This window comes from Pseudonocardia halophobica (assembly GCF_050948485.1).
Classification (GTDB): domain Bacteria; phylum Actinomycetota; class Actinomycetes; order Mycobacteriales; family Pseudonocardiaceae; genus Pseudonocardia; species Pseudonocardia halophobica.
The window spans coordinates 4,343,137-4,364,089 of record NZ_CP192046.1; the positions used below are offsets into that span (position 1 = coordinate 4,343,137).

18 protein-coding genes and 1 riboswitch are annotated in these 20,953 nt (G+C 75.0%); of the genes, 4 read left to right on the forward strand and 14 right to left on the reverse strand.

Going from position 1 to position 20,953, the window contains the following annotated elements; genetic code table 11:
- Positions 1-120: 120 nt before the first annotated feature.
- Positions 121-1,179, forward strand: a complete 1,059-nt coding sequence (locus tag ACQP04_RS20660) for a tartrate dehydrogenase (RefSeq protein ID WP_433502198.1) — start codon at positions 121-123, stop codon at positions 1,177-1,179.
- Between the two features lie 3 nt (positions 1,180-1,182).
- Here the strand turns inward: ACQP04_RS20660 and ACQP04_RS20665 are convergent, their stop codons facing one another.
- The 7 genes from ACQP04_RS20665 to ACQP04_RS20695 all read right to left on the reverse strand — a co-directional run bounded on the left by ACQP04_RS20665 (position 1,183) and on the right by ACQP04_RS20695 (position 8,707).
- Positions 1,183-1,497: a hypothetical protein gene (locus ACQP04_RS20665; protein ID WP_433502199.1), complete on the reverse strand. Its 315-nt coding sequence runs from the start codon at positions 1,495-1,497 to the stop codon at positions 1,183-1,185.
- An 83-nt stretch (positions 1,498-1,580) separates the two neighbouring features.
- Positions 1,581-2,996: an FAD-binding oxidoreductase gene (locus tag ACQP04_RS20670; RefSeq protein WP_433502200.1), complete on the reverse strand. Its 1,416-nt coding sequence runs from the start codon at positions 2,994-2,996 to the stop codon at positions 1,581-1,583.
- 101 nt (positions 2,997-3,097) lie between these two features.
- Positions 3,098-6,184, reverse strand: a complete 3,087-nt coding sequence (locus tag ACQP04_RS20675) for an ATP-binding protein (protein WP_433502201.1) — start codon at positions 6,182-6,184, stop codon at positions 3,098-3,100.
- A gap of 175 nt (positions 6,185-6,359) precedes the next feature.
- Positions 6,360-6,854, reverse strand: a complete 495-nt coding sequence (locus ACQP04_RS20680) for an N-acetyltransferase family protein (protein ID WP_433502202.1) — start codon at positions 6,852-6,854, stop codon at positions 6,360-6,362.
- The gene (locus ACQP04_RS20685; protein ID WP_433502203.1) at positions 6,851-7,162 is read right to left on the reverse strand and encodes an AzlD domain-containing protein; all 312 of its coding nucleotides are present in this window, start codon (positions 7,160-7,162) and stop codon (positions 6,851-6,853) included. Before ACQP04_RS20685 ends, ACQP04_RS20680 begins: the two co-directional genes overlap by 4 nt.
- Positions 7,155-7,913 (reverse strand): AzlC family ABC transporter permease, encoded by a 759-nt coding sequence (locus ACQP04_RS20690; RefSeq protein ID WP_433502204.1) that lies wholly within the window; start codon positions 7,911-7,913, stop codon positions 7,155-7,157. Before ACQP04_RS20690 ends, ACQP04_RS20685 begins: the two co-directional genes overlap by 8 nt.
- Positions 7,910-8,707 (reverse strand): PIG-L deacetylase family protein, encoded by a 798-nt coding sequence (locus tag ACQP04_RS20695; RefSeq protein WP_433502205.1) that lies wholly within the window; start codon positions 8,705-8,707, stop codon positions 7,910-7,912. Before ACQP04_RS20695 ends, ACQP04_RS20690 begins: the two co-directional genes overlap by 4 nt.
- A 171-nt stretch (positions 8,708-8,878) precedes the next feature.
- Between ACQP04_RS20695 and ACQP04_RS20700 the strand changes: the two genes are divergently transcribed.
- Positions 8,879-10,264, forward strand: coding sequence for an MFS transporter (locus tag ACQP04_RS20700; protein WP_433502206.1), 1,386 nt, complete (start codon positions 8,879-8,881; stop codon positions 10,262-10,264).
- A gap of 29 nt (positions 10,265-10,293) precedes the next feature.
- On the forward strand, positions 10,294-11,925 hold the full coding sequence (locus ACQP04_RS20705) for a RecQ family ATP-dependent DNA helicase (RefSeq protein WP_433502207.1): 1,632 nt from the start codon (positions 10,294-10,296) through the stop codon (positions 11,923-11,925).
- Between the two features lies 1 nt (position 11,926).
- Here the strand turns inward: ACQP04_RS20705 and ACQP04_RS20710 are convergent, their stop codons facing one another.
- The 4 genes from ACQP04_RS20710 to ACQP04_RS20725 are packed head-to-tail and all read right to left on the reverse strand — an operon-like array spanning position 11,927 to position 15,667.
- The gene (locus tag ACQP04_RS20710) at positions 11,927-12,955 is read right to left on the reverse strand and encodes an alpha/beta fold hydrolase (protein WP_433502208.1); all 1,029 of its coding nucleotides are present in this window, start codon (positions 12,953-12,955) and stop codon (positions 11,927-11,929) included.
- Entirely contained in the window at positions 12,952-14,199 is a 1,248-nt protein-coding gene (gene fmdA / locus ACQP04_RS20715; protein ID WP_433502209.1) for a formamidase, read from the reverse strand. Before fmdA ends, ACQP04_RS20710 begins: the two co-directional genes overlap by 4 nt.
- Positions 14,200-14,243: 44 nt before the next feature.
- Positions 14,244-14,528, reverse strand: a complete 285-nt coding sequence (locus tag ACQP04_RS20720) for an FmdB family zinc ribbon protein (RefSeq protein WP_433502210.1) — start codon at positions 14,526-14,528, stop codon at positions 14,244-14,246.
- A gap of 50 nt (positions 14,529-14,578) precedes the next feature.
- Positions 14,579-15,667: a substrate-binding domain-containing protein gene (locus ACQP04_RS20725; protein ID WP_433502211.1), complete on the reverse strand. Its 1,089-nt coding sequence runs from the start codon at positions 15,665-15,667 to the stop codon at positions 14,579-14,581.
- Positions 15,668-15,769: 102 nt separating this feature from the next.
- Between ACQP04_RS20725 and ACQP04_RS20730 the strand changes: the two genes are divergently transcribed.
- Complete coding sequence (locus ACQP04_RS20730) at positions 15,770-16,195, forward strand: MarR family winged helix-turn-helix transcriptional regulator (RefSeq protein ID WP_433502212.1); 426 nt, start codon at positions 15,770-15,772, stop codon at positions 16,193-16,195.
- Between the two features lie 55 nt (positions 16,196-16,250).
- On the opposite strand, the gene ACQP04_RS20735 is transcribed toward ACQP04_RS20730, so the two are convergent.
- The 3 genes from ACQP04_RS20735 to cobN form a co-directional block, all read right to left on the reverse strand.
- Positions 16,251-16,745, reverse strand: a complete 495-nt coding sequence (locus ACQP04_RS20735; protein ID WP_433502213.1) for a hypothetical protein — start codon at positions 16,743-16,745, stop codon at positions 16,251-16,253.
- Between the two features lie 39 nt (positions 16,746-16,784).
- Positions 16,785-16,979 (reverse strand): hypothetical protein, encoded by a 195-nt coding sequence (locus ACQP04_RS20740; RefSeq protein WP_433502214.1) that lies wholly within the window; start codon positions 16,977-16,979, stop codon positions 16,785-16,787.
- A 70-nt stretch (positions 16,980-17,049) separates the two neighbouring features.
- Positions 17,050-20,706 (reverse strand): cobaltochelatase subunit CobN, encoded by a 3,657-nt coding sequence (cobN, locus tag ACQP04_RS20745; RefSeq protein ID WP_433502215.1) that lies wholly within the window; start codon positions 20,704-20,706, stop codon positions 17,050-17,052.
- 60 nt (positions 20,707-20,766) lie between these two features.
- A riboswitch (cobalamin riboswitch) is annotated at positions 20,767-20,889 on the reverse strand.
- Positions 20,890-20,953: the final 64 nt, after the last annotated feature.

Below are 20,953 nucleotides of genomic sequence, written 5' to 3' on the forward strand. Positions count from 1 at the left end.
GTGCACGAGGCGCTCGCCGCCGCGCCCGCGCTGCGCCCGAGCGTCGACATCTCCGTCTGAGGGTCGTGAGCGGCGATGGTCGCCGTGGCGACGATCGCCGCTCACGGGGAAGGTGGGCGTATGAGCACGACACACCGGATCGCCCTCATCCCCGGAGACGGCATCGGGCAGGAGGTGATCCCGCCGGCCACCGCCGTGCTCGACGCCGTCGGCCGGCGCCACGGGATCTCCTTCGCCTACGACGAGTTCGACTGGTCCTGCGAGCGCCACGCGCACGAGGACGCGATGATGCCGGCCGACGGTCTCGACCGGATCCGGACGCACGACGCGATCCTGCTCGGCGCGGTCGGCTGGCCCGGCGTCCCGGACCACGTGTCGCTGTGGGGGCTGCTGATCCCGATCCGCCGCGCGTTCGCCCAGTACGTCAATCTCCGGCCGATCGCGGTGCTGGAGGGCGTGCCGTCCCCGCTGTCCGGGGCGAGGCCGGGCGAGGTGGACTTCGTCGTCGTCCGGGAGAACGCCGAGGGCGAGTACTCCGAGATCGGCGGCCGGATGAACCGCGGCCTCCCGTCGGAGCTGGCCGTGCAGGAGGCGGTGTTCACCCGGGCCGGGGTCGCCCGGATCGCCGACTACGCCTTCACCCTCGCGGAGTCCCGGCGCAAGCACGTCACGAGCGCCACCAAGTCCAACGGCATCGTGCACACCATGCCGTTCTGGGACGAGGTCGTCAGCGAGCGGGCGGCGGCGCACCCCGGCGTCGAGCTGCGCAGCGAGCACATCGACGCCCTCGCGGCCAAGCTCGTGCTGCAGCCGCAGAACTTCGACGTGATCGTGGCCTCGAACCTGTTCGGCGACATCCTGTCCGACCTCGCCGCCGCGGTCGCGGGCTCGATCGGCATCGCACCGTCGGGCAACCTCAACCCGGAGCGGGAGTTCCCGTCGATGTTCGAGCCGGTGCACGGCTCCGCGCCGGACATCGCGGGCAAGGACGTGGCGAACCCGTTGGGCGCCATCTGGTCCGCCTCGATGCTGCTCGACCACCTCGGGCACCCCGAGGCCGGCGCCGAGGTGCTCGACGCGGTCCGGGCCCAGCTCGCCGAGGGGCAGGTCCGGACCCGGGACATGGGCGGCACGGCGGGCACGGCCGAGTTCACCCGCGCCCTGCTCGAGCGCTTCTGATCCCTAACGTCCCGGCGCGGGCCGCCGCAGCCCGTCCACCAGGTGGGCCGGGGCATCCGCCCGGGCCTGCAGCTCCTCGGCCAGCCGGTCCCGGTCCCGGCCCGCGGGCAGCACCCCCGCGAACGGCGCGGCCGGCCGGAACTGGACGAGCCGGAACCGCAGCCGGCCCCGGCGGTGCTGCTGCACGAGGCCCCGGCCCGCGACGCCGAGGGCGACGAGGACCAGGCAGGACGCGGCGATCCCCGAGCCGGGTGCCCCGTGGGCGACGACCAGGGCGGCGACCACGAGGGCGGCCGGTAGTGCGACGAGTCGAGTCATGGTCCGATCTCCGATCCCGGCAGGACGGCGGGGTCCAGCGGGCGGGACCCCGCGCCCCGCCCGCCCCCGACCGTCCGGTGCCGTCAGCCGTCCGCGGACGGCCTGATGTTCTGGTTGAGGTGGAAGACGTTGTCCGGGTCGTAGCGCCGCTTGACCCGCGCGAGCCGGTCGTGGTTGCCGCGGTAGGAGGCACGCACCCGGTCCTCGCCCTCGTCCATGAGGAAGTTGACGTAGGCCCCGCCCGCCGAGGTCGGGTGCAGCTCGTCCCAGTAGTCCCTGGTCCACCGGGTGATCGCCCCGGCGTTGGCCGGGTCCGGGTCGACCCCGACGATCACGCCGGCCCAGCCGCCGTCGCGGTAGGCGAACGCGGTCTCGTCCTCGCCCACCCGCGCCGCCGCGCCGTCGATCGGGTACAGGTGCATCGTCGAGTGCCCGCTGGGCAGCAGGGGCCCGAACTTCTCGTGCACCGCGATGCCGGCGTCGGAGATCTCGTCGAAGAAGTCCGCCCGCCAGTACCACTGCAGGCCGGCCGGGTAGAGGCCGTCGAAGGCGCTCTGCAACGCCGTGAACGGCATCGGCTGCACCCCGACGAGCAGCGGCGAGCCGAACTCGCGGACCGGGGCCAGCACCTCGTCGGCCCGGTCGTGCGGGCCGGTGTAGCACCAGACGATGCCGCAGGCCTTGCGGCCCCACAGCTCCTCGGGGAAGGTCGGCGCCGGCGGGATGGTGAGCAGCGCGAACCACCCGCTGAGCTCCTCCGGCAGCGACGGCACCACCGAGCGGTACCAGCGCAGGACCTCGCCGGTGTCCGCCAGGTCGTAGAGCACCGGGCCGGCGACGACGGTCCCGCGGTCGCCGATCTCGTGGCAGCGGAAGGTGAACGAGGTGACGATCCCGAAGTTGCCGCCGCCCCCGCGCAGCGCCCAGAACAGGTCCGGGTGCGACGTCGCGCTCGCGGTCACCACGTGGCCGTCGGCGAGCACGACGTCGGCGGAGACGAGGTTGTCGACCGTCAGGCCGAACCGGCGCGTGAGGTAGCCGATGCCGCCGCCGAGGGCCAGGCCCGCGACGCCGGTCGAGGCGATGAACCCCGAGGGCGTGGCCGTCCCGAACGCCACCGTGGCGTGGTCGACGTCGCCCCACGTGCACCCGGCGTCGACCCGGACGGTGCGCCCGGCGGGGTCGACGGTGGTGCTCCGCATCGACGACAGGTCGACGACCAGGGCGTCGTCCCGGACGCCGAGGCCGGCGGCGTGGTGCCCGCCGCTGCGTACCGCGATCTCGAGGTCGTGGGCGCGGGCGAACCGCACCGCCGCGACCACGTCGGCGGTGTCGCGGCAGCGGGCGACCGCCGCGGGCCGCTGGTCGATCATCCCGTTGTAGACGGCCCGGGCGTCGTCGTAGCCGGCGTCGCCCGGGAGGATCAGGTCGCCGCGCAGGGCGGCCGCGAGGTCGGTGAAGGGCGTGCTGGAGGTGGTGCGCGCAGGCGTGGTGGTCACGCTCGCTCCTTCTCGGTCGGTGCCTCCGAGGTGCTCGGACGCGACACCCGCCCATGCTGCGGACGGACCGTTCAGCAGCCGTTCGGGTCCGGGGCCCGGGCTCAGGGCGCGGGGCGAACGCCGAACGCCGGGGCCGGAACGCCGCGCGCCTCGAGGTCGGCGACGCACCGGACGAGCAGGGCGACGCTCCCGTGCTCCCCGGCCAGGCCGGCCGCCGCCCGGAGCCGCTCGACGGCGCGCACGGCGTCGTCGTAGGCGGCCCGCCGCCGCATCACCTCGGGGATCCACCAGAGGTCGTCGTGGGCGCGGCCGGCGGCGAGGGCGGCGTCGAGCGTGGCCACGGCGTCGTCGCGGCGGCCGTCCCGGTCGTACCGGTCGGTGAGCAGCGCCAGCCAGTACGGCATCCGCGCGAAGGCGTCGGCGGCCTCCAGGCTCGCGATCCCGGCCCGGACGAGCTCGGTGCCGGAGGCGTCGGCCCGCGACCAGCCGTCCAGCACCAGGCCCCAGTCGCCGTAGTAGGCGAACGCGTACCGGTCGCAGAGTCCCCGCAGCTCCTCGACGACCGCGCCGAGCTCGGCCCGGTCCCCGCGGAGCTGGTGGGTGATGGCCCCGTACGCCAGCGCGACGGCGAGGGCGTAGGCGTTGCCGGACTTGCGGGCCAGGGCGATCGCGTCCGTGCTGCTGGTCAGCGCCGCGCCGGGGTCGCCGAGGAGCCAGTGGGCGTGCGCCGCGAACGCCCGCCCGTGCACGTCGGACCGGGTGCCGATGCTCAGCGGGTGGAAGCCGCCGAACCCCGCGGCGAGGTCGAGGTGCTCGAGCGCCTCGGCGGGCCGGCCCAGGCTGAGCGCCGAGCCGCCGTAGGCGAAGTGCGCGGGCCCGCTCAGATCGGAGTCGGGCTCGACGAGGGACAGCGCCCGCCCCGCCGCGCGGTGCGCCTCCTCGGTGTCGCCGTGCACGAACAGCGACGCCCACAGCCCCACCAGCCCGTTGAGCAGTGACTCCCGGCGCCCGAGCGCCTCGGCCCGGGCCACCGCGCCCTCCAGGGTCTCGCGCAGCCGCGGCGACGTGTACCCGGACTGCGCGTTGAGCGGTGCGGCGACGGCCTCCAGCAGGGCCAGCTCGCGGCGGGTGCGGTCGCCGCCCTCGGGGAGTGTGCGCACGATCGCCAGGGCCTCCTCCAGCAGCCGGACGGCCTCGCCGTGCGCGAACATCCCGGCGGCGACGTCCGCGGCCCGCCGGTAGGCGGCGACGGCCTTGTCGGCGTTGCCGCTGCGCGCGTACTGCTCGGCGAGCTGGGCCGAGATGCCGTCGGGGTCCGCGGCGTGCAGGATCTCCAGGCCCTGCGCGACCCGGCGGTGCAGCAGCCACCGTCGGGGTGGGCTGACCTGCGCGTACGCCGCGTCGCGCAGCAGGTCGTGGGAGAAGTCGTACCCGTCGGCGGTCTCGCGCAGGATCCGGGCGCGCCACAGCTCGTCGACGGCCCCGACGACGGCGTCGGCGTCGAGGTCGGCGGCCTCGGTCAGCAGGTCGAGGGTGAAGTCCCGGCCGACCGCCGCCCCCAGCCCGGCGATCTCGCGGGCGGCCGGGCTCGTCTGCGTGAGCCGCCGGACGAGCACGGCGGTCACCCGGCCGTCCGGGACCGCGCCGGACCCGTCGCCCGCACGGGCCGTCTCGACGATGTAGAGCGGGAACCCGCCGGTGGTGGCCTGCAGCAGCGCGGCCTCGCCGGGCTCCGGGGCCCGCCCGGTGAGCGCCTCGACGAGCGTCGCGGTGTCGGTCGCGTCGAACGGCGACACCGGGACCTCGGTGAGGAGCCCGGTCGCGTGCATGCGGGTGATCCACTGCGCGAGGCCGGGCTCGTGGTCGTCCGGGTCGTCGCGCACGGTCGCGATCAGCAGGATCGGGGCGTCCGGGGTCAGCGCGAGGCAGAAGGTGACGAACGCGAGCGTCTCCGGGTCGCACCAGTGGAGGTTGTCGATCGTCAGCAGGACCGGGCGGCCGAGGTGCAGCAGGGCGCGGGTGATGCCCTCGTGGAAGCGGTGCCGTTGCCAGGCGTCGACCATGGCCGGCGAGCCCGCGTCGGGCCGCGTCCGCGACGCGGGGACCAGGCGTTCGACCTCCGTCCGCCAGACGTCGTCGAGGCCGGTCAGCGCCGAGCGGATCGCGGGCGTGCGCAGCCAGTCCGCCACCGGCGCCAGCGCCAGCCGGCCCGCGGTGCCGAAGCACTGGGCGTCCGCCACCACCGCGCCGCCGCGCCGGACGCCGTCGGACAGCTCGGTCATCAGGCGGGACTTGCCCACCCCGGCGTCGCCGCGCAGCAGGACCAGGCCCGGGTGCCCGGCCGCCGCCGCACGCCAGCGGTCCTGCAGGACGCGCAGCTCCCGCTCCCGCCCGACGAGCTCGGTGCCCGCCCGGCCGGCGCGCGCGGGCGCCGTGGTCGGGGCCGGCGCGGGGCCGCCGCGGGCGAGCACCCGGTTCAGCGTGCTCCGGGTGAGCGGGTCGGGCGCGACGCCGAGCTCGCGCTCGAGCACCGAGGCGCAGCGGTGGTAGGTGCCGACGGCCCCGGCCCGGTCCCCCGCCTCGGCCTGCAGCGCCATGAGCGTCCGGTAGCCGGCCTCCTCCAGGGGCCGCAGCTGCACCCGCCGGCGCGCGGGCCCGACGGCCTCGGCGGGGTCGCCGGCGCGCGACCGGGCCGCGACGACGCGGTCGAGCAGGTCCACGCACTGCTCCTCGAGCGCGGCGCGGGCCTCCAGGATCCAGTCCTCGGTGCCGCCGGGGAGGAACTCGCCGCGGTAGCGGTCCAGGGCGGCGCCGGCGTGGGCGAGGAACGCGTCCGTGTCGCCCCGCGTCCCCGCCGTGAGCGCGGTGGCCCGCGACCGCGCGAACTCCCGGACGTCCACCAGGCAGTCCGGGGCGTCCTGCCAGCAGAGGTCCCGGGTGGTCACCTGCAGGGACGACCCGTCGTCGAGCAGGGCCCGCAGGTGGTGCAGCTCGCGCCGCAGGTTGGTCAGCGCCTGGTCGTCCGTCGAGTCCGGCCAGAACAGCGGGGCGATCCGCTGCCGGGGCTGCGGGGCCCCGGCGTGGACGACGAGGAAGGCGACGAGCAGGAGGCTGCGGGAGGACCGGACCCGGACCGTGCCGGCGGCGTCGCGGACGACCTGCTCGCCGAGCAGGGTGACCTGCAGCATCGCGGCGTCACCTCCGCACGCCCGACCGGGCCGGACACCCGCGGCGCCGGGCGGCGCGCCGGCGGCGCCCCGTCAGCGTCCCGACCGGGCGCGCGGGATGTCAGGGCCGGCCGGCCGCCGACCCGTGGACCGAATGGCGCAGCCGGATCCCGGAACGGACAGAACGGACACGCCGTCACGCCGCGCAGAGCGCCCCGTCGCGCGCCAGCTCTGCCGCGAAACCGATCTCGTGGGCGGCCGGCAGGGCGATCGCCGCCGGGAAGACCGCGAAGAACAGGGCCTGGGCGGCGACGTTCTCGGCGAGCACCGCAGCGCGGACCGCCCGGTGCCCGGCGGCGCGGCCGCGCTCCACCACGTCCCGGACGAGCCGGCCGCCGACCCCCCGGCCCTGCCACTCGTCGACGACCTCGACGGCGAGTTCGGACTGGCCGTCGCCGACGGCGATCAGCCGGGCGATCCCGACCGGGGTGCCGTCCGGGGTGAAGGCCGCGACGGCGATGTGCGACCGGCCGTCGACCGCCGCGAGCGCCTCCCGGACCTGCGGGGTCGGCCGCGGGGCCGGCGTGTGGAAGCGGTGGTACCGGCTCGTCGGGGAGAGCCCCTCGACGACGGCGTCGAGCACGTCGTACCGGCCGGGCCCGAGCTCCCGGATCCGGACCTCGGCGCTCACCGGAACACCGCCGTGGTCAGCAGGGCCAGCGCGAGGGCGCCGAACAGGGCGACCGGCAGGCTGCGGGTGCGGCGCCACAGCAACCAGGCCCCGGCCGCGGCGACGACGCCCGGCACCGTGCCGGCGACCGTGACCGCGCCGTGCGGGGCGAGCAGCGCCGGCGCGACGAGCGCGCCGAGCACCGCGGGTCCCACGTGCGGCAGTACCCGCGCCAGCGCGGGCGGTGCGGGCCGGGCGGGCACGAGGAAGGCCGCCCGCATCGCGTAGGTCCCCGCGCCGACGGCGACGAGGACGAGCAGCTCAGGCATCAGGAACTCCTTCGGGACGAGGGGTCCGCCGGCGCCACGCGTCGACGGCGACGCCTGCGGCGATGCCCGCCGCGGCGCCGACGACCAGGCCGAGCCCCAGGGGCAGGGCCGTCGCGGTGAGGGCGACCGCGCCACCGGCCGCCGCGGCGGCGTAGGCGGCCCGGCCGGTGAGCATGGGCAGCAGCAGGAGCAGCAGGGTCAGCGGCGCGGCGAGGTCGACCTGGAACCAGTCCGGGAGCACGCCGGCGAGCAGCACCCCGGCCCCCGTCAGCACCTGCCACGCCAGGCAGAGCGTGACGCCGACGGTGAGGTAGTAGACGAGCCGCTCGCGCGTCCCGCCCCCGCCGTCGGGGGCGCGGAAGCGCCCGACCGCCAGCGCGTACACCGGATCGGTCATCAGGTAGCCACCGATCCACCGCCAGCGCCGCGGCCACTCCGCGGCGTACGGGGCGAGCGACGCGCCGTACAGCAGCATCCGGGCGTTGACGACCAGCGCCGCCGCGACGACGAGGACGGCCCCCGCACCGCCGTCGAGCAGGGTGACGGCCACGAGCTGGGTCGCGCCGTTGAACAGCAGCGGCGACGACGCCCACGCCACCCACCCGGGCAGCCGGGTGGAGGCGAGGGTGGCGCCGAGCGTCAGGCCGAAGGGGAGGTAGGCCACGATCACCGCGACCGAGTCCTTGATCGCCCGCCGGTGCGGGGACGTCTCGGTGGGCGGCGTGCCGGGGGCGGTCCCGCAGGTGCTCATGCGGCCACCCGCCAGGTGCCCCACTTCCGGGCGCGGGAGGCCACGGACTCCGCGGCCACGAACGACTCGGTCGACCACCAGCGCCGGAACCGCTCCTCGCCGAGGGCGGCGAGGAGCCCGCTGGTCTGCGACGCCTGGGCGCGCAGCGCGACGATCTTGCGGTCGAGCTCCGTGCGCGTGAGGCGGAGCTCGGCGGCCAGCGCCGAGACGGGCGTGCGCAGCGGAAGCCCGTGCGCGAGGAAGACGTCGAACGCGTCGCGTGCCGGCAACCACCCCGCCACGAACTCCTCGGTGGTGGTCGCGTAGAGCAGCCGGGCCGTGGGTGCGGCGATCGCGCGGGCCTCGGTCGCCCATGCCGACACCGTCTGGTGGTCCTCGTGCCCGGTCATCCCGTCCGGACCGAAGGTCACCACCGTGTCCGGGGCGACGGCGTCGACGATCCCGGCCAGCCGCCGGACGACGGCGTCGTGCGGCTGGGCCGCACACGTCCCGTCGGTGATGCCCAGCAGGTGGTGCTCGGTCACGCCGACGACGGCCAGCGACGCCCGGAGCTCGTGCGCGCGGAGCGCCGCGAGCCGGTCCGGGGGCCAGCGCTCCGGCTCGTCCGTACCGCGTTCGCCGAGGGTGGCGGTCACGCACACCACCCGGTTGCCGGCCGCCGTGGCCCCGGCCATCAACCCGGCCGAGAGGAAGGCCTCGTCGTCGGGATGGGCCCAGATGCCCAGCACGGTGCCGAGGTCGGCGGCGTCGGTGATCGGTGGGACGGTGCCGAAGCGGAAGGTGGTGTGCGACATGAGAGCTCCTGGCGGACGGGGACCCGGACCGGATCCGGATCTGCTGTGGCCCCGACGCTAGGAACGGCCCGTTCGGCTCCCGTTCGGTCCGCGTTCGGCCACCCGAGGCGCCCGAACGCCCGTGGCGAACCCGCTTGACCTGAACCTCGGTTCAGCATGGAGGCTCGGGCCGTGACGACCACGCCGACCGACCGGGACCGCGCCGTCCGCGACGAGCTGTTCGGGCCCCGCCGGCGGGCGGTGACCGTCGGGATCGTGCTGCTGATCAGCCTCATCGCGTTCGAACAGATGGGCGTCGGCACCGCCATGCCGGCCGTCGTGGCCGAGCTCGGCACCGTCGCCGACTACGCCTGGCCCTTCGTCGCCTTCATCGCCACCACCGTCGTCGGCACCGTCCTCGGCGGGCGCTGGTGCGACGCCCGCGGCCCCCGGCTCGTCCTGCTGCTCGCCCCGGCCGTGTTCGGCCTGGGCCTGCTCGTGGCGGGGACCGCCGGGTCGCTGCCCCAGCTCCTGGCGGGGCGGCTGCTGCAGGGCCTCGGCGCGGGCGCCCAGGGCGTGGCCGTGTACGTGCTGATCGCGCTGGTCTACTCCGTGCGCGCCCGGCCCGCGGTGTTCGGGCTCGTGTCGTCGGCGTGGGTGGTGCCGTCGCTGGTCGGGCCGCCCGTCGCCGGGGTGGTCACCGAGCACCTGTCCTGGCACTGGGTGTTCCTCGGGCTGCTCCCGCTGGTGGGGCTGGCCGTGCTGCTCGTGCTGCCGGCCGTGCGGGGGCTCACCCCGCCCGCCGAGCCCGCGCCGCCGCACCGCGGGCTCGTCCTCGCCGCCGGGGCCGCGGCGCTCGGGGTGGCCGCGCTGAGCTGGGCCGGGCAGCACCCGACGGTGGCCGGCGGAGTGCTCGCGGTGGCCGCGCTCGCCGTGCTCGTCCCGGCGCTGCGGAGGCTGCTCCCCGCGGGGACCGTCCGGGCGCGGCGCGGGATCGCCGCCGTCGTCGCCGGGCGGGGGCTGATCGCCGGGGCGTTCTTCACCGTCACCGCGTACCTGCCGCTGATGCTGACGGCCACGCACGGCTGGTCACTGTCCGAGGCCGGGCTGCCGCTGATCGTCGGCTCGCTGGGCTGGTCCGCCGCGGCGGCGTGGCAGGGCCGCCAGCCGGAGCTCCCGCGGCCCCGCCTGCTGCGGATCGGGATGCTGCTGATCGCGGTCGGGACCGCGGGGCTGCTGCTGGTCGCGCCGGCCTGGGGCGTCGCCTGGGCCGCGCTGCCGCTGTGGCTGGTCGCCGGCGTGGGCATGGGGCTGGGCTTCTCCTCGCTCTCCGCGCTGCTGCTGGCCGGCTCCTCCCCGGGCGCCGTCGGTCATCACTCCTCCGCCGCCCAGCTCACCGACCAGCTCGCCCAGGCCGCGTTCGTCGGGCTGGGCGGGGCGCTGCTCGCCGTCCTGGTGACCCCGGCGGTCGCGCTGCCCGTGCTCCTGGGCGTGCTGGTCGTCCTCGCCCTGGTCGGGGCGCTGATCGCGCCCCGGACCGCGCCGCACGACGGGCCCCTGGAATCACCGGGGTTGTGACGGCGGGGTGCGTGGGTAGCCCGCGCCCTGTGACGACAGCACGTGAGCGGCTGCAGCGGGCGGCCGCGGACCGGTTCGACTTCGCCGAACTGCATCCCGACCAGCTCGACGGCATGGAGCACCTCCTCGAGGGCCGCGACGTCCTCGCCGTCCTGCCCACCGGCGCCGGCAAGTCCGCGATCTACCAGGTGCCGGCCGTGCTCCTCGAGGGCCCGACCGTCGTGGTGTCGCCGCTCATCGCGCTGCAGCACGACCAGCAGCAGGGGCTCGCGGAGCGCGACGTCCCCGAGGCGGTCACGGTCAACTCCGCCCAGGCCGCCGCCCGCACGACGCACGCCTGGGAGGCGCTCGCCGCGGGCGAGGCCGAGTACCTGTTCCTCGCCCCGGAGCAGCTGGACAAGGACGAGGTCGTGGAGCGGCTCGTGGAGGCCGGCGTCGGCCTGTTCGTGGTCGACGAGGCGCACTGCGTGTCGGAGTGGGGCCACGACTTCCGGCCCGACTACCTGCGCGTCGGCGCGGCGATCGAGCGCCTCGGCCACCCGAGGGTGGTGGCGCTGACCGCGACCGCCGCGCCGCCCGTGCGGGCGGACATCGTGGAACGGCTGGGCCTGCGCGAGCCGCGGGAGATCGTCGCGAGCTTCGACCGGCCGGAGCTGCACCTCACCGTGCAGGTCTACGCCGACGACGACCTGCGCCACCGCGAGATCGCCGAGCGCGTGCGCGAGCTGCCGACGCCCGGCCTCGTCTACGTCGCCACCCGCAAGGAGGCCGAGCGCTACGCCGAGTCCCTCGCCGGCCTCGACATCCGGGCCGCGCACTACCACGCGGGGCTCAACCGGAAGCGGCGCGAGGAGGTCCACGACGGGTTCCTCGCCGGCGACCTCGACGTCGTCGTCGCCACCTCCGCCTTCGGGATGGGGATCGACAAGCCGGACGTGCGGTTCGTGCTGCACGCCGCCTCGCCCGGCTCGCTCGACGCCTACTACCAGCAGATCGGCCGCGCCGGCCGGGACGGCGGGTCCGCCACCGTCGAGCTCCACCACCACCACGAGGACCTGCGCCTGCAGCGGTTCCTCGTCGCCCGCCGCCCCAAGCCGGAGGCGCTGCGCGCGGTGCTCGAGGCGCTCGCGGAGGGCCCGGCCACCGGGAAGGAGCTCGGCGAGCGCTCCGGGCTCTCCGCGCAGCGGCGGACCAACGCCGTGAACCTGCTGGAGCAGGTCGGGGCGGTGCGGGTCGAGGAGGGCCGGATCTCCCGGGCCGACCTGTCCGTGCCGGAGGCCGTCGACGCGGCCGCCGACGCCGCCGAACGCCACCGCCGGCTCGTCCGCTCCCGCATCGACCTGGTCCGCGAGTACGCCGAGACCGGCGGGTGCCGGCGCCGCTACCTGCTCGGCTACTTCGGCGAGGAGCTCGGCGGGCCGTGCGGCCACTGCGACACCTGCGAGGCGGGCTCGGCCGCCGAGCACGTGCCGGCCGACGTCGGCGACGAGGATGCCGGGCTCACGCCCAGCACCCCCGTCCGGCACCCCGAGTGGGGCGACGGCGTGGTGCTCGCGACCGAGGCCGACCGGCTGACCGTGCTGTTCGACGAGCGCGGCTACACCACGCTCTCCCGCGCGGCGGTCGAGGAGAACGACCTGCTCGACGTCCGCGAGGCGTGACTCACCGGGCGAGCAGCTCCTTCACCGCGGCGTCGATGAACGCCGTGTCCACCGGGTTCGCACCGCCGCCCGCGAAGTGCCCCCACACCCCGGGGATCACCCGCAGCTCGGCGTCCCGCATGTGCGAGACGGCCCACTCCTCGTCCTCCGGCGGGAAGTACAGGTCCTTCTCCGCCGGCATCACGATCGCCTTCGCCCGGATCGAGCCGAGGGCCTCCTCGGTGGAGGAGAACCCCGGCGTCTTCCCGACGTCGCCGTTCCACCAGGTGTCGAGCATGGTCAGGAGGTTGTTCGGGTCCCGGCCGTCGAGGAAGAACCCCTCCCAGAACCCGACCGCGAAGTCCTCGAGCGAGGTGTGGCCCAGCTCCCGCCACACCTCGTCCCAGTAGAAGGCCTGCGAGAAGCCCCAGCCCGCGTAGATCCGGGCGAAGGCCCGCAGCCCGCCGACGGGCCAGTCGTCCGGCGGGTACCAGCCGCCGTCGAAGCCCACCGACGCGGTCAGCGCGGCCCGCAGCGAGTCCAGGAAGACCTGGTTGTGCGGCGCGGTCCGCGGCGACCCGCAGAAGGGCAGCATGCGCTGCACCATCTCCGGGTGGCTCACCGCCCACTGGTAGGTCTGCCCGGCGCCCATCGACCAGCCGAGCACCAGCGGCAGCGACTCGACACCGAACACCTCGGTGACGAGCCGGTGCTGCGAGGCCACGTTGTCCCGCACGTTGATCCGGGGGAATCGGGCCCGGTCCCACGGCGGCGGGGTGTTCGACGGCGACGACGACAGCCCGTTGCCCAGCATGTTCGGCACCACGATGAACCACCGGGAGGGGTCGAGCGCCATCCCCTCGCCGATCAGCCACTCGTTGTCCCAGTGCCGCCCGGAGTACCACGTCGGGTACAGGATCAGGTTGCTGCGGGCGGCGTTCAGCTCGCCGTAGGTCTGGTAGGCGATCCGGGCCGGCCGCAGCGTCGCGCCGCACTCGAGGGTGAACTCCGGGATCTCGTGGACCTCGTAGGAGGCGTCCGGACCCGTCACGAGCTCACCGCGCAGCTCCCCCGGTCCTTACGCGCCGGGCCGCTCGCCGACGGTCGCAGATCGTCGTCGAAGATCGCGGTCGGCAGGTAGAGCGAGCAGCAGGCGTTCGGGATGTCGACGACGCCGGAGACGCGGCCCTCGATCGGCGCCGACCCGAGCAGCAGGTAGGCCTGGGGGCCGGAGTAGCCGAACTTCTCCAGGTACGTGACGGCGTTCAGGCAGGCGTTGCGGTAGGCCTCGGTGGCGTCGTTGTAGAGCTGGGTGTCGGTCTCGTGCTGCACGCCGATGCCGATGAAGGTGAGGAACTCGGAGTACCGCGGCTCGACGTTGCCCGGCATCAGGATCGGGTTGGTCGTCACGCCGTAGGTCTCCATGCCGCCCTTGATCAGGTCGACGTGGAAGTCGATGAACCCGCCCATCTCGATGGCGCCGCAGAAGGTGATCTCGCCGTCGCCCTGGGAGAAGTGCAGGTCGCCGCCGGAGAACAGGGCGCCCGGCACGTGCACCGGGTAGAAGACGCGGCTGCCGCGGGTGAAGTTCTTGATGTCGTGGTTGCCGCCGTTCTCGCGGGCGGGCACGGTGCGGGCACCGTCGCGGGCGATCTCGCGGAGGACGTCGCCGGTCGCGCTCCCGCCCAGGGTCGCTTCCTCCAACGGAGGCAGGGCCAGCGGCGGCACGCGGTCCGGGTCGGTGGCGATGAGCGCCCGTTCCCGGGCGTTCCACCGGCTCAGCAGCTCGTGGCTGGGCGCGGTGCCGAACAGGCCGGGGTGGGTGATGCCGGTGTACCTCACGCCCGGCAGGTGGCGCGAGGTGGCGACCTGCCCGGAGAAGTCCCAGATCGCCTTGTAGGCGTCGGGGAAGCGGTCGGTGAGGAAGCCGCCGCCGTTCTGCTTCGCGAAGATGCCCGTGTAGCCCCAGCCCTGGCCGGGCGCCGGGCCCGTCTCCTGGGGCACCGGGCCGAGGTCGAGGATGTCGACGACGAGCAGGTCCCCCGGCTCGGCGCCCTCGACCGCGATCGGTCCGGAGAGCATGTGGCAGCGGGTCAGGTCGACGTCCCGGACGTCGTTCGCCGAGTCGTTGTTGCCGATCTGGGCGTCCGTCCACTCCCGGCACTCGACGCGGATCGAGGAGTCGGGGGCGACGGTCACCGCCGGCGGGATGCTCGGGTGCCACCGGTTGTGGCCGGGCGCCTTCTGGTCACGCATGGGCTTCGCCTGGTCGACGGAGAAGACGACGTCGGGCATGGCGGTTCCTCCTGGTCAGCTTCGGTGATCGAGCCGGAGATGCGTCAGGGACGGGGCAGGCGGGCGTGCCGCGGGTCCCGGCTGATCGGGGTGGCCCTGCGGTTGCGGCCGGGCACGGAGGAGACGACGGCGGGCTCGTCGGCGCTGCGTTCCGAGGCGTCGAGGGCGCGGCGCATCCGGGGGTCGCCCGCGCGCAACGCCGGTGACTCGAAGACCCGGCGGGCCGCGGTGCCGCACTCGGGGCAGCTGGCGGGTGCCCCCGCCTCACGCATCGGCCGGATCACGTCGAATCCCCCGCAGTGGGGGCAGCGGAACGCGTAGGTGGGCACGGGCGCCTCCCCGATTTGCTGTCATGTGAAACTATGTCGAGCGACAGCAATCAGGTCAAGCGGGCGAGCACGTCGAACTCCAGCCCGTCGGCCCGGGCCAGGTAGACGTCCTGCCGGAGGTGGTTGTGCACCAGCACGACGTCGCCGCGCGGGCTCTCGTAGGCGATCCCCTCCCCCGCCCCCGACACGGCGTCGACGTCGAGCGAGCGGGCCCGCTCGGCCAGCCGGGCCAGCAGGGTCAGCCCCTCGAAGCAGGACTCGGCGAGCGCGCCCGGCACCGGCGCGCGGGGCCCGAAGCGCTCGACGTACCGGCGCGAGAAGTCCAGGCCGGCCGCGGTCGGAAGGCTCTCGAACCACGCCGCCGCGGAGTACAGCTCGCGCGACGGTCCGCTCGCGAGCAGCATGTTCTCCTCCATCAGCGGGCTGAACCGCACGCACCGGCGGTCGCCGCCCGCGGCCGCGAAGGCACGGTTGAAGCGCACCGCGTCCGAGCCCACCAGGAACATCAGCACGCCCTGCGCGCCCGAGCGGAGCACCCGGTCGAGCGCGTCGGTGAAGTCCTCGGTGCCGAGGGGGACGAAGACCTCGTCGAGGATCCGCACGTCCGGCGTGGTCCGGGCCCAGCGCCGCGCCGCCCGGGCCGAGACGCGGGGCCACACGTAGTCGTCGCCGACGATGCACCAGGTCCGCACGCCCAGCTCCGCGGCCATCCAGCGCAGGCCGGGCAGCACCTGCCGGTCCGGGGTCTCGCCGGCGAGGAACACCCCCGGCGTGCGCTCGCCGCCCTCGTAGAGCGGGGCGTAGACGTACGGGACCCGGCCGCTGACCCGCGGCGCGATCTCCTGCCGGACGGCCGAGATGTGCCAGCCGGACACCGCCTGCACCGCACCCGCCTCGACGAGCGCCCCGACCTCCGCGGCGACCTGCGCCGGTGCGCGGCCGCCGTCGACCGCGTGCAGCCGGACCTCGCGGCCGAGCACGCCCCCCGCCGCGTTCAGCTCGGCCACCGCCAGGGCTCCGCAGGACTCGCAGGCGGGCCCGAACAGCCCCGCCGGGCCGCTGCGCGGCACCACGAAGGCGACCTCCACGACGTCGCCGATCCGCGAGCCCTGCTCCCCGCCCCTGCCGGCCGTGCGCATCGCGGACCTCCCCGCTCGCGTCCGCCGTCCGAGTCCGCCCCGTGAGAGTCTTGTCCAGGACAGCCCTCCCCGTCACCCCTCCCCGCAGGAAGTGGACCCGCCGTGAGCAGTGCACCACCGTCGGTCACCGACGCCGGCCTCCTCGACGCGCTCGCGGGCGCGGCGCACCGGGTGGAGCGGCGGATCGAGGAGGCGCTCGGGCCGGACGGCCCCGGGCTCGACCGGTGGCGCGTCCTCGACCTGCTCGCCGACGGCGAGGGGCACCCGATGAGCGGCATCGCCGCGGCCGTGCGCGTCCCGGCCCCGACCCTGACGAAGATCGTGGACCGGCTGATCGACCAGGGGCTGGTGTACCGGCGCGTCGACGAGACCGACCGCCGCCGCGTGCTCGTCCTGCTGTCGGACCGGGGGCAGGAGCTGCACGCGCGGCTGGCGCCTGCCGTCGGCGAGGTCGAGGCGGCGCTGCTGCAGGAGCTCGGGACCGCCGCGGGCGACCTGCGGCTGCACCTCGGCCGGCTCGCCCGCTGAGCCATCCTGTCAGTGCCGATGGTCACCGGAGCGACGATCGCCACTCACGAGCGGATCAGCCCGCCCGCGCGGCCAGGGCCTCGTCGAGCAGGCGGTCGTAGCCGTCGGCCAGCTCGGTCAGCGCCGCGGTCGTGTCGCCGCGGAAGACCGGGCCGTGCATCAGGGCCAGTGCCTCGGGACGCAGGTCGGCCAACGCGCGGACGGCGGGTCCGGTGCCCGGGGTCAGGGCGGTCGCGTGGAACACGGCCTCGGCCGCGAGGGCCGGCCCGACCGGATCGGTCTCGGTCAGGGCGGGGCCGTGGCCGGTCGAGGTGAACAGATCGCCGCAGAGCAACGTCCCGGTGGTCTCCTCGAAGAGCAACCCCGACTCCCAGCCGTGCGGCACGTGCGAGGTGTCGATCCAGCGCACCCGCCGGCCGCCCAGCTCGAGCGTCTCGCCGTCGGCGAGGGCGCGGGGCGGACGGTCGGCGAGGTCGTTCAGCGAGACGGCCACGCCGAGGATGCCGTGCACCACCTCGGCGCGCGGGGCGGCGGCGAGCCACTCGTTCATCGAGCCGCACTCGTCCGACTCGACGTGCCCGAAGGAGATTCAGCGCAGCCGCTCGACCGGCAGCACGCGCGCGACCGCCCCGCTGACCAGCGGGAACATCTGCCGCGGCCCGCAGTGGAAGAGCAGCGGATCCTCGCCGGCGACCAGGTACTGGTTGAACGCGAGGTTCACCGGCTCCACGTACGTGGACAACCGGTAGAGGTCGGGGGCGATCTCGTCGACGGTCGTCTCCATGGCCGGCCCTCCTCGGGTGCGGGAGCCGAGTGTCCGGCCGCTGGAGTCGCGGCGATACCGGCTTCCGGCCCTACTCGGCCTCGAGGTCGCCCTCGGTCTCCAGGTAGGCCTGGCGCAGGGCGTCGAGCGTGGCCTGCTCCGGGGCCTCCCACAGCCCGCGCTCCACCGCCTCGAGCAGCCGCTCGGCCATGCCGTGCAACGCCCACGGGTTCGACTCGGAGAGAAACTTCCGGTTGTCCGGGTCGAGGACGTAGGACTCGGTGAGCTTCTCGTACTGCCAGTCCGCGACCACCCCGGTCGTGGCGTCCCAGCCGAACAGGTAGTCGACGGTCGCGGCCATCTCGAACGCGCCCTTGTACCCGTGCCGCCGCATGGCCTCGATCCAGCGCGGGTTGACCACGCGGGCGCGGAAGACGCGGGCGGTCTCCTCGTGCAGCGTCCGGGTCCGCACCGAGTCCGGCCGCGTCGAGTCGCCGATGTACGCCTCGGGCGCCTCGCCGGTCAGGGCGCGGACGGTCGCGACCATGCCGCCGTGGTACTGGTAGTAGTCGTCCGAGTCGGCGATGTCGTGCTCGCGGGTGTCGGTGTTCTTGGCCGCCACCGCGATCCGCCGGTAGGCCGTCTCCATGTCGTCCCGCGCGGGGGCGCCGTCGAGGCCGCGGCCGTAGGCGTAGCCGCCCCAGGTCGTGTAGACCTCGGCGAGGTCGGCGTCGTCCCGCCAGTTCTTGGAGTCGACGAGCTGGAGCAGGCCCGCCCCGTAGGTTCCCGGCTTCGAGCCGAAGATCCGCGTGGTGGCGCGGCGGCGGTCGCCGGTGCGCTGCTCGTCCTGCAGCACATGGGCTTTCACGAAGTTCTGCTCGGCCGGCTCGTCCAGGTTGCCGACGAGCCGGACGGCGTCGTCGAGCAGGGCCAGGACGTGCGGGAACGCGTCCCGGAAGAAGCCGGAGATGCGCACGGTCACGTCGATGCGGGGGCGGCCGAGCTCCTCGAGATCGATCACCTCGAGCGTCGTGACGCGCCGGGACATCTCGTCCCACACGGGCCGGACGCCGAGGAGCGCGAAGACCTCCGCGACGTCGTCGCCGCTGGTCCGCATGGCGGAGGTCCCCCACACCGACAGCCCGACGGACCGGGGGTACTCGCCGCCGTGGTCCCGGCGGTAGCGCTCGACGAGCGAGTCCGCCATGGCCTGTCCGGTCTCCCACGCCAACCGGCTGGGCACGGCCTTGGGGTCGACCGAGTAGAAGTTCCGGCCGGTCGGCAGCACGTTGATCAGTCCGCGCAGCGGCGAACCCGACGGACCCGCGGGGATGAATCCGCCGTTCAACGCGTGCAGCACCCGGTCGATCTCGTGCGCGGTCTCCGCGAGCCGCGGCACCACCTCGGTCGCCGCGAACCGCAGGATCCGCTCGACCGTCGCCGCCCTGTCGGTTCCGCCGGGGTGGTCGGAGCTCCCGACTTCCGGGCCGGCGAGTCGCGCGCTCACCACCGCCGGGACGGCGTCGGGGTCCCAGCCGGCGGCCTCCATGTCGGCGACCAGCGCGTGCGCCAGCTGCTCGACCTCGTCGACCGCACCGCGGGCCTCGCTGCCGTCCTCGGCCAGACCCAGCGCCTCGCGCAGGCCGGGGACGCTCTGCTCGCCGCCCCACATCTGCCGGGCGCGGAGCATCGCGAGCACCAGGTCGACCCGCGTGTCCCCCTCCGGCGCGGCCGAGAGCACGTGCAGGCCGTCCCGGATCTGGACGTCCTTGATCTCGCACAGCCAGCCGTCGACGTGCAGGAGCATGTCGTCGAACTCGGCCTCGTGCGGGCGCTCGTCCAGCCCGAGGTCGTGGTCCATCTTCGCCGCGGTCATCAGCGTCCAGATCTGCTGCCGGATCGCGGGGAGCTTGGCCGGGTCGAGCGCGGAGACGTTGGCGTGCTCGTCGAGCAGCTGCTCGAGGCGGGAGATGTCGCCGTAGGTCTCGGCGCGGGCCATCGGCGGGATCAGGTGGTCGACGAGCGTGGCGTGCGCCCGGCGCTTCGCCTGCGTCCCCTCGCCCGGGTCGTTGACCAGGAACGGGTAGACCAGCGGGAGGTCGCCGAGCGCCGCGTCGGTGCCGCAGGACGCGGACATGCCGAGCGTCTTGCCGGGCAGCCACTCCAGGTTGCCGTGCTTGCCGATGTGGACCACCGCGTCGGCGCCGAAGCCCCCGTCGGCGACCGGGGCGGCGAGCCAGCGGTAGGCCGCGAGGTAGTGGTGCGAGGGCGGCAGGTCCGGGTCGTGGTAGATCGCCACCGGGTTCTCGCCGAAGCCGCGGGGCGGCTGGACGATCAGCGTGACGTTCCCGGACCGCAGCGCCGCGACGACGATGTCACCGTTCTGCACGTAGTGCTCGCCGGGTGCCGCGCCCCAGTGCTCGATCACCCCGGAACGGAAGTCCTCCGGCAGGGTGTCGAACCAGCGCTGGTACTGCGCCGCGGAGATGCGGATCGGGTTGCCCGCCAGCTTCTCCTCGGTGAGCCAGTCCGGATCCTGGCCGCCCGCCTCGATCAGGGCGTGGATCAGTGCGTCGCCGTCCCCCGCCTCGACGCCGGGGAAGTCCCCGACGTCGTAGCCCGCCGCCGCCATGGCCTTCAGCAGCGCGACCGTCGACGCCGGGGTGTCCAGCCCGACCGCGTTGCCGATCCGCGCGTGCTTGGTCGGGTACGCGCTCAGCATGAGCACGATCTTCTTGTCCGCGTTGGGGATCCGCCGTAGGTCGGCGTGCCGCACCGCGATCCCCGCGACCCGGGCCGCGCGCTCCTCGTCCGGGACGTAGACGGACAGGCCGTCCGCGTCGACCTCCTTGAACGAGAACGGCACCGTGATCAGCCGGCCGTCGAACTCGGGCACGGCGACCTGGGTGGCGACGTCGAGCGGGGACAGCCCGTCGTCGTTCTCGTCCCAGGCGGCGCGGCTGGAGGTGAGGCAGAGGCCCTGCAGGATCGGGACGTCGAGCGCGGCGAGCTCCGCGACGTCCCACTCCTCGTCCTCGCCGCCGGCCTGCGCCGACGCGGGCTTGGTCCCCCCGGCCGCGAGGACCGTGACGATCATGGCGTCGGCCTGGCGGAGCGTCTTCAGCAGCTCGGCCGGGGCCTGCCGCAGCGAGGCGCAGAAGATCGGCAGCGGGGTGGCACCCTTGGCCTCGATCGCCCGGCAGAGGGCCTCGACGTACGCGGTGTTCCCGGCGAGCTGCTGGGCGCGGTAGTAGAGCACGGCGACGGTCGGCCCCTGCGCGGGCGCCGCGGAACGCTCCAGTACTCCCCATTCGGGCAGGGCGACCGGCGGCGCGAATCCCTCGCCGGTGAGCAGCACGGTGTCGGACAGGAAGGCGTGCAGCTGGCGGAGGTTCCCGGCTCCTCCCTGCGCGAAGTAGGTGTGCGCCTCGGCCGCGACGCCGGCGGGGACCGTCGACAGCTCCATCATCTCGGCGTCGGGAGCCATCTCGCCGCCGAGCGCGACGAGCGGGGTGCCGGAGGCGCGGAGGAGGTCCAGCCCCTCCTCCCAGTACCGGTACCCGCCCAGCACCCGCACGACCACGACGGCGGCCTCGGCGACCATCGCCGGCAGCTCGTCGAGCAGCACGCGGTTGGGGTTGGCCAGGCGGAAGTCGGCGCCGGAGGCCCGGGCGGACAGGAGGTCGGTGTCCGAGGTCGAGAGCAGCAGGATCCGCCCCGGGCCGTGGGGGGTCGGGGCAGCGCTCATCGAAGGTCCTCTCCTGCGGGATCCGCGTCCCGGGTCGTGGGTGGTGCGCGGCGGGCGGGTCAGTGTCCTGGCTCCCGGATCCGCGCTCGCCCCGGCCTTCCAGGTCTCCCCGTGGCCGTCCGTGCGGGGTCTGCTCCCCGGTGACAGTGGCGGGACCGCGCCGGACTCGCACCGGTCTTCCTGGGTCCCGCTCGCCGTATGCGGTTGTTCCGGGCCCACTCTCCGCAACGGGATCACTCCGCGTCAA

Bases quoted from the DNA above. Each gene is read 5' to 3' on its own strand.
- ACQP04_RS20660 (WP_433502198.1), top strand. From the start codon at position 121: ATGAGCACGACACACCGGATCGCCCTCATCCCCGGAGACGGCATCGGG.
- ACQP04_RS20665 (WP_433502199.1), bottom strand. From the start codon at position 1,497: ATGACTCGACTCGTCGCACTACCGGCCGCCCTCGTGGTCGCCGCCCTG.
- ACQP04_RS20675 (WP_433502201.1), bottom strand. From the start codon at position 6,184: ATGCTGCAGGTCACCCTGCTCGGCGAGCAGGTCGTCCGCGACGCCGCC.
- ACQP04_RS20685 (WP_433502203.1), bottom strand. From the start codon at position 7,162: ATGCCTGAGCTGCTCGTCCTCGTCGCCGTCGGCGCGGGGACCTACGCG.
- ACQP04_RS20690 (WP_433502204.1), bottom strand. From the start codon at position 7,913: ATGAGCACCTGCGGGACCGCCCCCGGCACGCCGCCCACCGAGACGTCC.
- ACQP04_RS20695 (WP_433502205.1), bottom strand. From the start codon at position 8,707: ATGTCGCACACCACCTTCCGCTTCGGCACCGTCCCACCGATCACCGAC.
- fmdA (WP_433502209.1), bottom strand. From the start codon at position 14,199: ATGCCCGACGTCGTCTTCTCCGTCGACCAGGCGAAGCCCATGCGTGAC.
- ACQP04_RS20725 (WP_433502211.1), bottom strand. From the start codon at position 15,667: ATGCGCACGGCCGGCAGGGGCGGGGAGCAGGGCTCGCGGATCGGCGAC.
- ACQP04_RS20735 (WP_433502213.1), bottom strand. From the start codon at position 16,745: ATGAACGAGTGGCTCGCCGCCGCCCCGCGCGCCGAGGTGGTGCACGGC.
- ACQP04_RS20740 (WP_433502214.1), bottom strand. From the start codon at position 16,979: ATGGAGACGACCGTCGACGAGATCGCCCCCGACCTCTACCGGTTGTCC.
- cobN (WP_433502215.1), bottom strand. From the start codon at position 20,706: ATGAGCGCTGCCCCGACCCCCCACGGCCCGGGGCGGATCCTGCTGCTC.